Below are 13,378 nucleotides of genomic sequence, written 5' to 3'. Positions count from 1 at the left end.
CCTACCTAGCGTCGCCCAGCGACCCTGCTTCCTCCCGGCGAAAAACCTCGGGGCTCTTGCCCATCCATTTCCGGAAGGCCCGGAAGAAGGCGCTCGGCTCGGAATAGCCGAGCTGCACGGCAATCTCTCCGATGGTCTTCGATGTGTTCAGCAGCAGTTCGACGGCGAGGTCGCGACGGATGTCGTCCTTGATGGCGGCATAGCTTTGTCCCTCGTCGTGCAGGCGGTGGCGCAGCGTCGAGGGCGGCATGCGCATGTCGGCGGCGAGCTCGGCGAAGCTCCGCCACATGGCAGGTGTTGCCTGGCTCAAGCGCCGGCGCACAGTGGCGGCGATGCCGGCATCATAGCGATAGCGCACCAGAATATTGGCGGGCGCGCCGCGCAGGAACTGTTTGAGCGCCTGTTCGCTACGCGCCACCGGCAGGTCGAGCAAGGCGCTGTCGAAGCCGAGCCGGCTGATGGTTTGCGAGAAACGCACCGGGGCGCCGAAGAAGAGCCGGTAGTCGGCGCCTTGTTTGGGTTCCGCGCAGCGGAAATCGACGAGCCGGATCGGAATGCGCCGGCCGACCAGCCAGCAGATGATGCCGTGCAGGATGATCCAGTAGGTGCGGTAGGCGAAGGCCGAACGTGGGCCGCCGGCGTCGCTGAGTTCGATCTCGGCCAGACCGTCGCGGATGACGAGCCGTCCCCGGGGATCGTCGAGCACGACATCGAGGAAGCGTAGCGCCCGGCGGAGCGCATGACCCAGTGTCGGCGCATGCAGCACAGAGTGGCACAGCAGCGTGAAGCTGCCGCTGCGCATCGGCCGTGCGCCCATGCCGAAGAATTCATCGTCGAGCTCGGCGGCGATCGCCAGCCAGAGCGCGCCATAGGTCTCTGCCGAAACCGGCTGATCGACGGGGGATGCCAGACCGACGCGGGAAAGGATCGGCGCCGAAGGCTTGCCGAGCCGCCGCAGGCTGTCGAGTGCCTCCTCCACGAAGCCCGGCGCGATCATGCGTCGCTCGATCTCGGCCATTCTATCCTCGCTATGGCAAAACTGGCTGAAATAATGGGGCAGTTCTGTCATCGCTTGCAATAGGTGGAGCGAATAGAATCGTATCCGTCGGTTGCGCTTGGAGGGGGTGCGGCCGACAGGAGGAAGAGATTCATGCTGATCCGTGGAGCAAGTTTCATCGTGACCGGCGGCGGCTCCGGCTTGGGTGCGGCAACAGTGCGCGCGCTTGTAGAAGCCGGCGGGCGCGTCACGATCGCCGATCTCAATACGCAAGCGGGCGAAGAAATCACCCGGGAATTCGGACGCGATGCCTGCTTCGTCAAGGCCGATGTGACCGATGCCGAGCAGGGGGCGGCGGTGGTTGCCGCTGCTGTCGAAGCCTTCGGCGGCTTGCGCGGATTGGTGAATTGCGCGGGCGTGGCGCCGGCCGAAAAGGTGATCGGCCGCGACGGGCCGCACCGGCTGGAGAGTTTTGACCGTACGGTGAGCATCAATCTCATCGGCACATTCAACATGATCCGGCTTGCCGCCGCCGCAATCCAGAAGACCGAGCCGGATGCGGAAGGCGAACGCGGCGTCATCGTCAATACGGCCTCGGTTGCCGCCTTCGATGGCCAGATCGGTCAGGCAGCCTATGCCGCCTCCAAGGGCGGGGTGGCGGCGATGACCTTGCCGATCGCCCGCGAGCTTGCCCGTCACGGCATTCGCGTCGTCGCGATCGCGCCCGGCATTTTCGAGACACCGATGATGGCTGATATGCCGGCCGAGGTTCAGGCAGCACTCGGCAAGAGCGTGCCCTTTCCACCGCGGCTCGGTCGGCCGGCGGAATTTGCCGGGCTGGTACGCCATATCTTCGAAAACAACATGCTGAACGGCGAGGTCATCCGCCTCGACGGCGCATTGCGGATGGGCGCGCGCTGAGCGCTTCGCCCGAAGGAGGAAAGATGGTTTTGCAGGATCCCATCGTGATCGTTGGTGCGGCGCGCACCCCGATCGGCAGCTTTCAGGGAGAGCTGAAGGAGGCGACAGCGCCGGAGCTGGGAGCAACGGTGATCCGCGCGGCACTGCAGCGGAGCCGCGTCGAAGCCGAGGCGATCGAGGAGGTCGTCTTCGGCTGCGTGCTGCCGGCGGGACAGGGGCAGGCGCCGGCGCGCCAGGCGGCGATCCATGCCGGCCTGCCCTTCGCCACCGCGGCAAGCACCGTCAACAAGATGTGCGGCTCAGGCATGAAGGCCGTCATGATGGCGCATGACCTGATCGCCGCCGGCAGCGCCTCGGTGGCGGTTGCAGGTGGCATGGAAAGCATGACCAATGCGCCCTATCTCCTTGACAAGGCCCGTGGCGGCTACAGGCTCGGCCATGGGCGTGTCGTGGATCACATGTTCCTCGACGGGTTGGAGGATGCTTATGACAAGGGGCGCTTGATGGGCAGCTTCGCGGAGGATTGCGCCGAGGCCTATCAGTTCACGCGCGAGGCGCAGGATGCCTACGCCATCGCCTCGCTGACGCGGGCGCAGAAGGCGATTGCTGAGGGCTGTTTCGAAAGCGAGATCGTGCCGGTCACGGTGAAATCCGGCAAGACCGAGCAGGTGGCGAGCCGCGACGAACAGCCCGGAAAGGCGAAGCTCGACAAGATCCCGACGCTGAAGCCCGCCTTCCGCGACGGTGGTACGGTGACCGCCGCCAATTCCAGCTCGATCTCCGATGGTGCGGCAGCCCTGGTGCTGATGCGCCGCACCGAGGCGGAGCATCGCGGCCTGAAGCCGCTTGCCACCATCCTTGGCCATGCCACGCATTCGCAGGCGCCCAATCTTTTCGCCACTGCACCGATCGGTGCGTTGCAGAAACTGTCCGATCGCACCGGCTTATCGTTGTCGGAGGTCGATCTTTTCGAAATCAACGAGGCTTTCGCCGTCGTCGCCATGGCGGCGATGCGCGATCTCAACCTGCCGCATGAAAAAGTGAACGTGCATGGCGGCGCCTGCGCGCTCGGCCATCCGATCGGCGCCTCGGGAGCCCGGATCCTGGTGACGTTGCTTGCAGCACTGGAGCGACACGGTCTGAAGCGCGGCATGGCCGCGCTCTGCATCGGCGGCGGCGAGGCGACCGCCGTTGCCATCGAACGGCAATAGGAGAGGGGAGAACAGATGATCCTTTCCGACCTCCAGCAGCAGATCTCAGATCTCGCCCGCGATTTTGCCCGCGACCGGCTGGCGCCGGGGGCAGCCAAACGCGACCGGGAGCATCTCTTCCCGCGCGAGGAATTGAAGGAAATGGGTGAACTCGGGCTGCTCGGCATGCTGGTGCCGGAAGCCTATGGCGGCTCGGATACCGGTGTTGTCGCTTATGCTGCCGCACTGGAGGAGATTGCCGCCGGCGACGGACCCTGTTCGACGATTATGAGCGTACACAGTTCCGTCGGCTGCGTGCCGATCCTGAAATTCGGCACCGAGGAGCAGCGGCAGCGCTTCCTGCCGAAACTTGCGAGCGGCGAATGGTTTGGCGGCTTTGCGCTGACCGAGCCGCAGGCCGGATCCGATGCCTCGAACCTGAAGACCCGGGCGCGGCGTGACGGTGACCACTATGTGCTCGACGGCTCCAAGCAATTCATCACCTCGGGAAAAAACGGCGATGTCATCATCGTCTTTGCCGTCACCGATCCGGACGCTGGCAAGAAAGGCATTACCGCCTTCATCGTTCCGACGAATACGCCGGGCTATGAAGTGATCCGCGTCGAGGAAAAGCTCGGACTGCATTCCACCGATACCTGTCAGATCGCCTTCAACAACATGCGCATCCCGGCCGAGCTGAGGCTCGGTGCGGAAGGCGAAGGTTACCGCATCGCGCTCGCCAATCTCGAGGGCGGGCGGATCGGCATAGCGGCGCAGGCGGTCGGCATGGCGCGGGCGGCATTCGAGGCGGCGCGCGACTACGCCCGCGAGCGTACGGCCTTCGGCAAGCCGATTTTTGAACATCAGGCCGTTGCCTTCCGCCTTGCCGATATGGGGGTGCAGATCGAGGCGGCGCGGCAGCTCGTCTTTCACGCCGCCTCGCTCAGAGAGGCCGGGCTGCCCTGCCTGTCGGAAGCCTCGATGGCGAAGCTCTTTGCCTCCGAGATGGCCGAGCGCGTCTGCTCCGACGCGATCCAGGTCCATGGAGGTTATGGCTACATGGCCGACTATCCGGTCGAGCGCATCTACCGCGACGTGCGCATCTGCCAGATCTATGAAGGAACGAGCGACGTTCAGCGCATGGTGATTGCCCGCAATCTATAAGAACCACATCCGGCCCTGCTTCCGGAGGAGAGGAGCAAGGCCGGCAAAGGGAGGAAAGAAAAGATATGGTGGATTCCGCTCGTTTGAGCCTGCATGTCCCCGAACCCGCTGTTCGCCCCGGCGGTCAGCCTGATTTTTCCAATGTCAAGATTGCCAAGGCCGGCTCGGTGCCGCGGCCGGAGGTGGATGTCGCATCCGAAGATATCCGTGATCTCGCCTATTCGATCATCCGCGTTTTGAACCGCGACGGCGAGGCGGTCGGCCCCTGGGCAGGCTCGCTTTCCGATGAGGAATTGCTGACCGGGCTTCGCAACATGATGAAGCTGCGGGCCTTCGACGCCCGCATGCTGATGGCGCAGCGGCAGGGCAAGACCTCCTTCTACATGCAGCATCTCGGCGAGGAAGCCGTCAGTTGCGCCTTTCGCAAGGCGCTCGAGAAGGGAGACATGAATTTCCCGACCTATCGCCAGGCGGGCCTTTTGATTGCCGACGACTATCCGATGGTCGAGATGATGAACCAGATCTACTCGAACGAGAGTGATCCCTTACGCGGCCGGCAATTGCCGATCATGTATTCCTCCAAGGAACACGGCTTCTTCACCATCTCGGGCAATCTCGCCACCCAATATGTGCAGGCCGTCGGCTGGGCGATGGCCTCGGCGATCAAGAACGACAGCCGCATTGCCGCGGCCTGGATCGGCGACGGATCGACGGCGGAATCGGATTTCCACTCGGCGCTGGTTTTCGCCTCGACCTATAAGGCGCCCGTGATCCTCAACATCGTCAACAATCAGTGGGCGATCTCGACCTTCCAGGGCATTGCCCGGGGCGGCTCCGGCACTTTCGCGGCGCGGGGCCTCGGCTTCGGCATTCCGGCGCTGCGTGTCGACGGAAACGACTACCTCGCCGTCCATGCCGTCGCCCGCTGGGCGGCCGAGCGCGCGCGGCGCAATCTCGGGCCGACGCTGATCGAATATGTGACCTATCGCGTCGGCGCGCATTCGACCTCCGACGATCCGAGCGCCTATCGGCCCAAGACGGAATCGGAGGCCTGGCCGCTCGGCGATCCCGTGCTGCGGCTGAAGAAACATCTGATCGTCAAGGGCGCTTGGTCGGAGGAGCGGCATGTGCAGGCCGAAGCCGAAATCATGGACGAGGTGATCGAGGCGCAGCGCCAGGCAGAGGCTCATGGCACGCTGCATGCCGGCGGCAGGCCTTCGGTGCGCGACATTTTCGAGGGCGTCTATGCCGAGATGCCGCCGCATATCCGCCGCCAACGGCAGCAGGCGGGGTACTGACATGGCCAGGATGACGATGATCGAGGCCGTGCGCAGCGCCATGGACGTCTCGATGGCGAAGGACGACAATGTTGTCGTTTTCGGTGAGGATGTCGGCTATTTCGGCGGCGTCTTTCGCAGCACACAGGGCCTGCAGGCAAAATACGGCAGAACGCGCTGCTTCGATACGCCAATCAGCGAATCCGGCATCGTCGGCACGGCGATCGGCATGGCGGCCTATGGGCTGAAGCCCTGCGTCGAAATCCAGTTCGCCGATTACATGTATCCGGCCTATGACCAGCTGACGCAGGAGGCGGCGCGCATCCGCTACCGTTCCAACGGCGATTTCACCTGCCCGATCGTCGTGCGCATGCCGACCGGCGGCGGTATCTTCGGCGGCCAGACGCACAGCCAGAGCCCGGAGGCGCTTTTTACCCATGTCTGCGGGCTGAAGGTGATCGTGCCTTCCAATCCCTATGATGCCAAAGGCCTGCTGATCGCGGCGATCGAAGATCCCGACCCGGTCATGTTCCTGGAGCCGAAGCGCCTCTATAATGGCCCCTTCGACGGCCATCACGAGCGGCCGGTGACGCCCTGGTCGAAACACGACCTCGGAGAGGTGCCGGACGGCCACTACACGATCCCGATCGGCAAGGCCGAAGTGCGGCGCGCGGGATCGGCAGTGACGGTCGTTGCCTATGGCACCATGGTGCATGTGGCGCTTGCCGCGGCCGAGGATGCCGGGATTGATGCCGAGGTGATCGATTTGAGAAGCCTGCTGCCACTCGATCTCGATGCCATCGTCAAATCGGTGTCCAAGACCGGCCGCTGCGTCGTCGTGCATGAGGCGACCCTGACATCCGGCTTCGGCGCCGAGGTCACAGCACTGGTGCAGGAACATTGCTTCTATCATCTCGAAGCGCCGGTCGTGCGTGTCGCCGGCTGGGACACGCCCTATCCGCATGCGCAGGAGTGGGATTATTTCCCCGGTCCCGGCCGTGTCGGGCGGGCGCTTGCCGAAGTCGTGGAGGCCTGAGCCATGGGCGAATTCATCATCAAGATGCCCGATGTCGGGGAGGGGGTCGCCGAGGCCGAGATCGTGGAATGGCTCGTGAAGACGGGAGATCCCGTCCGCGAGGACATGGTGATCGCCGCCGTCATGACCGACAAGGCCACCGTGGAAATTCCGTCGCCCGTCCATGGCACCGTCATCTGGCTTGCCGGCGAGGTCGGAGACCGCATCGCGGTCAAGGCCCCGCTGGTGCGGATCGAGACGGCGGGAGATGTCGGCGAGACGCAGCCTGTGGTGATTGGGCAGGCGCCGATTGCCGAATCCCCCAGGGCCGAAATTGTAAAACCTGCCCCGGCAGCGCCAACTCCTGCGCCGGCGCCAGTGCCGGCGGCTGTATCGGCGGAAAAGCCGCTTGCCGCTCCCTCGGTGCGGCTCTTCGCCAGGGAAAGCGGTGTCGATCTCAGGCAGGTGCAGGGGACAGGACCGGCCGGGCGTATCCTGCGTGAGGATATCGAGCAATTCCTGACCCCTGGAGCCGCTCCCGCAGCGGTGAAGAACGGTTTTGCCAGGAAGACGGCGACCGAGGAGATCAAGTTGACCGGCCTGCGCCGCCGCATCGCCGAGAAGATGGTGTTTTCCGCCTCGCGCATCCCTCACATCACCTATGTGGAGGAGGTAGATATGACTGCACTCGAGGAGCTGCGCGCCACGATGAACGGCGATCGCAGGCCTGATCATCCGAAGCTGACGGTTCTGCCCTTCCTGATGCGGGCGCTGGTCAAGGCGATTTCCGAGCAGCCTGACGTCAACGCCACTTTCGACGACGATGCCGGCATCATCACGCGCTACGGTGCCGTGCATATCGGCATCGCCACGCAGACGCCGGCCGGCCTGACCGTGCCGGTGGTACGGCATGCGGAAGCCCGCGGCATCTGGGATTGCGCCGCGGAGATGAACCGGCTGGCGGATGCGGCGCGATCCGGGACGGCGACGCGCGATGAGCTTTCCGGCTCGACCATCACCATCAGTTCGCTCGGCGCGCTCGGCGGCATCGTCTCGACACCCATCATCAACCGTCCCGAGGTGGCGATCATCGGCGTCAACAAGATCGCCACGCGACCGGTCTGGGACGGCGCGCAGTTCGTGCCGCGCAAGATGATGAACCTCTCCTCCAGTTTCGATCATCGCATCATCGATGGCTGGGATGCGGCAAACTTTGTGCAGCGCATCCGCACGCTGCTCGAAACACCGGCGCTCATTTTCATCGAAGGCTGATCCATGAAAGAGATTGTCTGCAAGCTCCTCGTCATCGGCGCCGGCCCGGGCGGTTATGTCTGCGCCATCCGCGCCGGACAGCTCGGCATCGATACCGTCATCGTCGAGGCCGGCAAACCGGGTGGCACCTGCCTGACGGTCGGCTGCATTCCCTCCAAGGCGCTGATCCATGCGGCGGAGGAATTCGACGCGACGCAAAAGATGCTTGCCGGCAAAAACCCGATGGGCATCCGCGTCGAAGGCGCCTCGATCGATCTCGGCAGAACGATTGCCTGGAAAGACGGCATCGTCGGCCGGCTGACCAGCGGGGTCTCGGGGCTGCTGCAGAAGGCGCGCGTCAAGATCGTCCACGGCCGGGCGCGCTTCCGCGACGGCAAGACGGTGGAGGTGGAGACGGAAACCGGCCAGCAGATCATCCGCGCCGAGACCGTGGTGATCGCCACCGGTTCCGATCCGGTGGAGCTTGCCAACCTGCCCTTCGGCGGTCGCGTCATCTCCTCGACGGAGGCGCTGTCGCTGACGGAACTGCCGAACAAGCTCGTCGTGGTCGGCGGCGGTTATATCGGGCTGGAGCTCGGAACGGCCTTTGCCAAGATGGGCTCGGAGGTGACTGTCGTCGAGGCGATGCCGCAGGTGCTGCCGCAATATGATGCCGAACTCGTGCGGCACGTCATGCGCAAGCTGACCGAAGGCGGCATCCGGGTGTTGACCGGCGCCAAGGCGATCGGCCTTGCCGACAATGGCGAGGCATTGATCGTCGAAACGCCGGATGGCCGGCAGCAGAGCCTGCCGGCGGACCGCATCCTCGTCACCGTCGGCCGCCGCCCGAGAACGGCAGGATCGGGTCTCGAAGAGCTCGATCTCGATCGTGCCGGTCCTTACCTCAGGATCGACGATCGCTGCCGCACCTCGATGCGCGCCATCTATGCGATCGGCGACGTGACCGGCGAGCCTATGCTTGCCCATCGGGCCATGGCACAAGGGGAGATGGTGGCTGAGATCATCGCCGGCAAGAAGCGGGCCTGGGACAAAAGATGCATTCCCGCCATCTGCTTCACCGACCCGGAGATCGTCAGCGCCGGCCTGTCGCCGGCAGAGGCGAAGGCGCAAGGCTATGAGATCCGAACTGGCCAATTTCCGTTCAGCGCCAACGGACGGGCGATGACGATGTTATCCGAAGAGGGCTTCGTGCGCGTGGTGGCCCGCGCCGATACCAACCTCGTGCTCGGCCTGCAGGCGGTGGGCGCCGGGGTCTCCGAGCTCTCGGCGGCCTTTGCGCTGGCCATCGAGATGGGTGCACGCCTGGAAGACATCGCCGGCACCATTCACGCGCATCCGACCCGCAGCGAAGCGGTGATGGAGGCGGCGCTGAAAGCTTTGGGAAGCGCCCTGCATATCTGAGCTGAAGTCCAGGTCCGGACATCGACAATGCTGGAAGACATCGATCGCGACTCCAATTCTTGGAGGACAAAGGTTGGCACCGCGGTCCTTCCTATACGAGAAGGCAGCCAGACTTTCCCGCTGGAACCAGGAGCTCAGATAGGCTTCACGCCTTGCTCTTGCGGACGACGTCCGCAATCGTCACCTGCTTGGGAATGAGCTTCAGTTTGAAAAACGTGTCGGCGATGTTCTGCTGCTGCGCGACGACAGTGTCATCCAGGCTCTTGACCCCGTAGGACTGGCGCTCGAGTGCCTTGACGAGCACAGGTTCGGGGATGCCGACCGACGGTGACAGCTCCGCAGCCGCAGCCGCGGTATCGGACTTGGTCCATTCGTCGATCTCGGAAATGGCCTCGATCAAGACATCGATCGCCTCGGCGTGAGCGTCAATCAGCGCCTTGGTGCCGAGATAGAACTGGTGATTGGGAACGATGCCCTCGCCGTTTCTGAGTTCTCGCGCTTCGACCGCCACTTCCGCTGCTGCCTGGAAGGGGTCCCAGATGACCCAAGCATCCACTGCGCCCTTTTCGAAGGCTGCGCGGCCGTCGGCTGGGGCGAGGAAGGATGCTTCCACATCCTCATAGGTCAAGCCGGCTTCTTCGAGCGCCTTGACGAGCAGGTAATGCACGTTTGAGCCCTTGTTGAAGGCGACCTTCTTGCCCTTCAGTTCCGCGACCGACTTGATGGGGCTGTCCTTCGGGACAAGTATGGCTTCGCCGCGCGGGGCAGGGGGCTCGTGCGCAATGTAGACGAGCGGAGCATTGGCGGCCTGGGCAAAGATCGGCGGCGTTTCGCCGGTCGATCCGAAATCGACAGCGCCGGCGTTCAGCGCTTCGAGCAGTTGGGGGCCGCCTGGAAACTCGGTCCACTCAACCGTGTAGCCGATGGTTTCAAGCTTCTTCTCCAGCGTGCCTTTGCCCTTGAGAAGCACCAGAGTTCCATATTTCTGGTAGCCGATACGCACGACCTTGTCAGCTGCGCCAGCCAGTCGAACATGCGTCAAAGGTGTCGCGATGGCGCCTGCCACCACCGCCGTGAAAGCGCGTCTTGTAATCTTCATCATAGCCTCCGGAATAGGATGAGGCTAAATTAAAGCGTCTCTATATTTTTCATAGAATTTACGTGCTCCGGCATCGGCTTCTCCGGGATTGGCTTTTTTGTTCTGTTCCGACAACGAGCAAAAAAGAACCGCGCCGCGAAATAGAAAACGCCAAGGCGATGTTTCAGGGCGCGACGCGCACGATCAGCTTCCCGAAATTCTTCCCTTCCAGAAGACCGAGAAAAGCCTCCGGAGCGTTTTCAAGTCCGTCAACGACATCTTCCTTGTACTTGAGCCGTCCTTCGGAGATCCACGCTCCGGCCTGCTGATAGAAGTCAGGACGCTGTTCGGCAAATTCGCGCTGGATGAAGCCTCGGATGGTGAGGCTTTTCCGCAGGATGGCGCGCATCACCGCAGGAAGCCGATCATGTCCGCTCGAGACAGAGGATGCTTCGTTGTAGTGTGCGATCAGCCCGCAGACCGGTATGCGCGCGAAGTCGTTCAGCAGTGGAAACACAGCGCTCCAGACATGGCCACCGACATTCTCGAAATAGACATCAATGCCCTTCGGACAAGCGGCTGCAAGTTGTGCCGGAAAATCGCTTGCATAATGGTCTATGGCGACATCGAAGCCGAGCGCTTGGCGTATGTAGTCACATTTCTCAGGCCCGCCTGCGATTCCGACGACACGCGCACCGTAAATCTTTGCCATCTGTCCGACTGCCGAGCCAACCGCCCCGCTCGCTGCCGCAACCACAAGCGTTTCGCCTGCTTTGGGTTTGCCGATATTGCGAAGCCCGGCATAGGCCGTGAAGCCGGGCATTCCAAGAGTGCCGAGGGCTGTCGTGATCGGTGCGATTTGCGGATCGAGCTTCCGCAAGTCCCCACCATCTGAAATCGCGTGGCTCTGCCAGCCGGAATGCGAAAGCACGATATCCCCCGCCTTGAACGCCGCGTTGCTGCTGCGTGAAACACGCGCAACCGTGCCTCCTTCCATCACGCCGCCGATGTCGACCGGCTTGGCATAGGATTTGGCGTCGTCCATGCGGCCCCGCATGTAAGGGTCCAGGGAAAGATAAAGCGTCTCAAGAAGAACCTCGCCCTCGGCGAGATCCCGAACCGTCTCCCGCTCGAGCCGGAAATTCGCCGCCACTGGCTTTCCGGATGGGCGCGAAGCGAGAACGATGCGGGTGGCAACGGGTTGACCGGTCATGGATGTATTCCTCTTCGGATTTTTCCTTGGTGTATCAGGAGTTTGCTTCGAAAATTTGGCCTCGCCATCTGGGCCGTGCCTGCTTGGCGACCGTGCGTTGCCGTGACGCCCTCGGTACCGCATCATCGAAGGTCGCCGGCAACTCGTCGCTTGCGGAATATTCCGGTGCCCAATGGGCGGGCGGATCGAGCTGCGTGCCGAGCTGATCTGTAGTCAGCAGGTAGCTCGTCGCTTCGAAACCATGCTTGTCGTAGGTGTAGACGTCGCCCTGCTTGGCGAAGCCTTCCAAATTCGCACCCGCCTTTGCCGGTGCAAAGGTTGAATTGCCGAAGCCCGCCCACACGGGGATTTTCGGGGTGATGGTATGGGTCAGATCCACATATTTCGCGCCCTTGAAGGCGTCGTTATAAACCTTCCAGAGCCCCGGCTCGTCGGCCTGAGCAGCCGCAACGGCCGAGAAAAATGTCATCCCGAAAATCATGGCAAATGCGTGTCGCGAACCGCCTCATTGCTAATCTCCCTTCCACCTCGATGTCATCGATAGTGCGCTCTTGGAATCTCACGACAGCGCCGCGCGTATTTCCAGATACGCAGAGGGCGCTGTCGCACTTTGACATGCTGCATGATGTTATCCTTCAATCGATGCCGATTTAAGGAATTTTGCAGCAACCGACTTCCAGTGGATTCCGGAGCCTGCGCCAGCCGAGGCGATCAGCACGGCAAGCGCATGCGAATTTCATGTCGTTCCGCTGTCCGGCCGCGCTCATGCGGCCTTTGCTTTCAGCCTGGCGGCCTTGACGTGGGTGATGCTGCGGCGACCGTCGACACTGACGGGGACGTCGCCATCGACGGTGGCGCGGCGCACGACCCGGTGCTGGTCGCCATAGTCGTTGACCGCATAGTGCTGGGTCGCACGGTTATCCCAAATTGCGACATCTCCGGCTCTCCAACGCCAGCACACGGTATTTTCCGGGGCGGTCACGTAGGACTGGAACACCTCGTAGAGTTTCGCGGAGTCGCTCTTCGACAGGCCGACCAGACGCTGAACGAAATTGCCGAGCAGCAGCGATCTTTCGCCGGTTTCGGGATGGACACGCACAACTGGATGCTCGGTCTCGTATATGGTCGAGGTGAAAACTTCCTCGAAATGCTTCTTCTCTTCAGCGGTGGCGCGAGGGCGCACGGCTGCGTAGTCATAGGCATTGCTGTGAATGGCCCATAAATTGTCCGCCAGCAATTTGAGCGGTGCCGGCAGACTTTCATATGCGGCATGCGTGTTGGACCAGATCGTATCGCCTCCAGCCGCCGGAATGACGACGCCGCGAAGGTCCGAGAATTTAGGATAGGCATCCACGAAGGTGACATCGGTGTGCCACTGGTCCGCCCTGCCGCCGCCGCGGCTGGAATCGAGATTGAGGATGGAAGCCGTGCCCGCAACCGGGCCCTGGGTTGGATGCGGCACAAGATCGCCCAGGCGGCGTGCGAAGGCTTCCTGTTCGGAATCGTCGAGATGTTGCTGGTCGCGGAAGAAGATGACCTTGTGTTTCAGGAGAAGCTGGTTGATGGCTGCCACCGTCGCGTCCGAAAGCTCTCCGCCAAGGCGGATACCCCTGATTTCGGTGCCGACACGGCCGGTCAGCGGCACGACATCGGACTCGGGAATGATCTGATTTACGAGAACTGGATTGCTCATGGAAATCTCCTGGTTGATCTTGGAAGAAGACGGCAAGTCACATGCACCCGATGTGCATCCACCGGGCGATCGAAAATCTCATCGCTAAACTCGACAGGGCTAGAGCGTGAACTCATTAATCCGCTTGTCAGATCAAGCCTTGCAACGCGGGCATCAG

The 13,378-nt window shown here is 62.7% G+C and carries 12 protein-coding genes; 7 read left to right on the top strand and 5 right to left on the bottom strand.

Annotation, left to right across the window (positions count from 1 at the left end):
• Window position 1 precedes the first annotated feature (1 nt).
• Window positions 2–1,069, bottom strand: coding sequence for an AraC family transcriptional regulator (locus tag G9X64_RS30870; RefSeq protein WP_171378059.1), 1,068 nt, complete (start codon window positions 1,067–1,069; stop codon window positions 2–4).
• Between the two features lie 81 nt (window positions 1,070–1,150).
• Between G9X64_RS30870 and G9X64_RS30865 the strand changes: the two genes are divergently transcribed.
• The 7 genes from G9X64_RS30865 (at window position 1,151) to lpdA (ending at window position 9,237) form a co-directional block, all read left to right on the top strand.
• Window positions 1,151–1,918 (top strand): 3-hydroxyacyl-CoA dehydrogenase, encoded by a 768-nt coding sequence (locus tag G9X64_RS30865; RefSeq protein ID WP_171378058.1) that lies wholly within the window; start codon window positions 1,151–1,153, stop codon window positions 1,916–1,918.
• Between the two features lie 23 nt (window positions 1,919–1,941).
• Window positions 1,942–3,129 carry an acetyl-CoA C-acyltransferase gene (locus G9X64_RS30860; RefSeq protein ID WP_171378057.1) on the top strand — a complete coding sequence of 396 codons (1,188 nt, stop codon included), beginning with the start codon at window positions 1,942–1,944 and terminating at the stop codon, window positions 3,127–3,129.
• Window positions 3,130–3,144: 15 nt separating this feature from the next.
• The gene (locus G9X64_RS30855) at window positions 3,145–4,272 is read left to right on the top strand and encodes an acyl-CoA dehydrogenase family protein (RefSeq protein ID WP_171378056.1); all 1,128 of its coding nucleotides are present in this window, start codon (window positions 3,145–3,147) and stop codon (window positions 4,270–4,272) included.
• Between the two features lie 65 nt (window positions 4,273–4,337).
• Window positions 4,338–5,570 (top strand): 3-methyl-2-oxobutanoate dehydrogenase (2-methylpropanoyl-transferring) subunit alpha, encoded by a 1,233-nt coding sequence (locus G9X64_RS30850; protein WP_168311782.1) that lies wholly within the window; start codon window positions 4,338–4,340, stop codon window positions 5,568–5,570.
• A gap of 1 nt (window position 5,571) precedes the next feature.
• Window positions 5,572–6,585 carry an alpha-ketoacid dehydrogenase subunit beta gene (locus G9X64_RS30845; RefSeq protein ID WP_168311781.1) on the top strand — a complete coding sequence of 338 codons (1,014 nt, stop codon included), beginning with the start codon at window positions 5,572–5,574 and terminating at the stop codon, window positions 6,583–6,585.
• A 3-nt stretch (window positions 6,586–6,588) separates the two neighbouring features.
• Window positions 6,589–7,836, top strand: a complete 1,248-nt coding sequence (locus tag G9X64_RS30840; RefSeq protein ID WP_171378055.1) for a dihydrolipoamide acetyltransferase family protein — start codon at window positions 6,589–6,591, stop codon at window positions 7,834–7,836.
• A 3-nt stretch (window positions 7,837–7,839) separates the two neighbouring features.
• Window positions 7,840–9,237 carry a dihydrolipoyl dehydrogenase gene (gene lpdA / locus G9X64_RS30835; protein WP_171378054.1) on the top strand — a complete coding sequence of 466 codons (1,398 nt, stop codon included), beginning with the start codon at window positions 7,840–7,842 and terminating at the stop codon, window positions 9,235–9,237.
• A 145-nt stretch (window positions 9,238–9,382) separates the two neighbouring features.
• Here the strand turns inward: lpdA and G9X64_RS30830 are convergent, their stop codons facing one another.
• From G9X64_RS30830 to G9X64_RS30815, 4 genes are all read right to left on the bottom strand, one after another.
• Window positions 9,383–10,336, bottom strand: coding sequence for a sulfonate ABC transporter substrate-binding protein (locus G9X64_RS30830; RefSeq protein WP_171378053.1), 954 nt, complete (start codon window positions 10,334–10,336; stop codon window positions 9,383–9,385).
• Window positions 10,337–10,499: 163 nt separating this feature from the next.
• On the bottom strand, window positions 10,500–11,528 hold the full coding sequence (gene curA / locus G9X64_RS30825; RefSeq protein ID WP_171378052.1) for an NADPH-dependent curcumin/dihydrocurcumin reductase: 1,029 nt from the start codon (window positions 11,526–11,528) through the stop codon (window positions 10,500–10,502).
• A 34-nt stretch (window positions 11,529–11,562) separates the two neighbouring features.
• Window positions 11,563–11,997, bottom strand: coding sequence for a cyclase family protein (locus G9X64_RS30820; RefSeq protein WP_171378051.1), 435 nt, complete (start codon window positions 11,995–11,997; stop codon window positions 11,563–11,565).
• Window positions 11,998–12,291: 294 nt separating this feature from the next.
• Window positions 12,292–13,221 carry a TauD/TfdA dioxygenase family protein gene (locus G9X64_RS30815; RefSeq protein WP_171378050.1) on the bottom strand — a complete coding sequence of 310 codons (930 nt, stop codon included), beginning with the start codon at window positions 13,219–13,221 and terminating at the stop codon, window positions 12,292–12,294.
• Window positions 13,222–13,378: the final 157 nt, after the last annotated feature.

This window comes from Rhizobium sophorae, from assembly GCF_013087515.1.
GTDB lineage: Bacteria > Pseudomonadota > Alphaproteobacteria > Rhizobiales > Rhizobiaceae > Rhizobium > Rhizobium sophorae.
The sequence above is the reverse complement of the archived record's forward strand: the minus strand, read 5'-3'. Positions and strand labels throughout refer to the sequence as shown.

What these genes read in the sequence shown, in the direction of transcription:
- curA (WP_171378052.1), bottom strand. Translation starts at nt 11,528, where the DNA reads ATGACCGGTCAACCCGTTGCCACCCGCATCGTTCTCGCTTCGCGCCCA.
- lpdA (WP_171378054.1), top strand. Translation starts at nt 7,840, where the DNA reads ATGAAAGAGATTGTCTGCAAGCTCCTCGTCATCGGCGCCGGCCCGGGC.
- G9X64_RS30815 (WP_171378050.1), bottom strand. Translation starts at nt 13,221, where the DNA reads ATGAGCAATCCAGTTCTCGTAAATCAGATCATTCCCGAGTCCGATGTC.
- G9X64_RS30830 (WP_171378053.1), bottom strand. Translation starts at nt 10,336, where the DNA reads ATGAAGATTACAAGACGCGCTTTCACGGCGGTGGTGGCAGGCGCCATC.
- G9X64_RS30865 (WP_171378058.1), top strand. Translation starts at nt 1,151, where the DNA reads ATGCTGATCCGTGGAGCAAGTTTCATCGTGACCGGCGGCGGCTCCGGC.
- G9X64_RS30845 (WP_168311781.1), top strand. Translation starts at nt 5,572, where the DNA reads ATGGCCAGGATGACGATGATCGAGGCCGTGCGCAGCGCCATGGACGTC.
- G9X64_RS30860 (WP_171378057.1), top strand. Translation starts at nt 1,942, where the DNA reads ATGGTTTTGCAGGATCCCATCGTGATCGTTGGTGCGGCGCGCACCCCG.
- G9X64_RS30855 (WP_171378056.1), top strand. Translation starts at nt 3,145, where the DNA reads ATGATCCTTTCCGACCTCCAGCAGCAGATCTCAGATCTCGCCCGCGAT.
- G9X64_RS30840 (WP_171378055.1), top strand. Translation starts at nt 6,589, where the DNA reads ATGGGCGAATTCATCATCAAGATGCCCGATGTCGGGGAGGGGGTCGCC.
- G9X64_RS30850 (WP_168311782.1), top strand. Translation starts at nt 4,338, where the DNA reads ATGGTGGATTCCGCTCGTTTGAGCCTGCATGTCCCCGAACCCGCTGTT.
- G9X64_RS30870 (WP_171378059.1), bottom strand. Translation starts at nt 1,069, where the DNA reads ATGACAGAACTGCCCCATTATTTCAGCCAGTTTTGCCATAGCGAGGAT.
- G9X64_RS30820 (WP_171378051.1), bottom strand. Translation starts at nt 11,997, where the DNA reads ATGACATTTTTCTCGGCCGTTGCGGCTGCTCAGGCCGACGAGCCGGGG.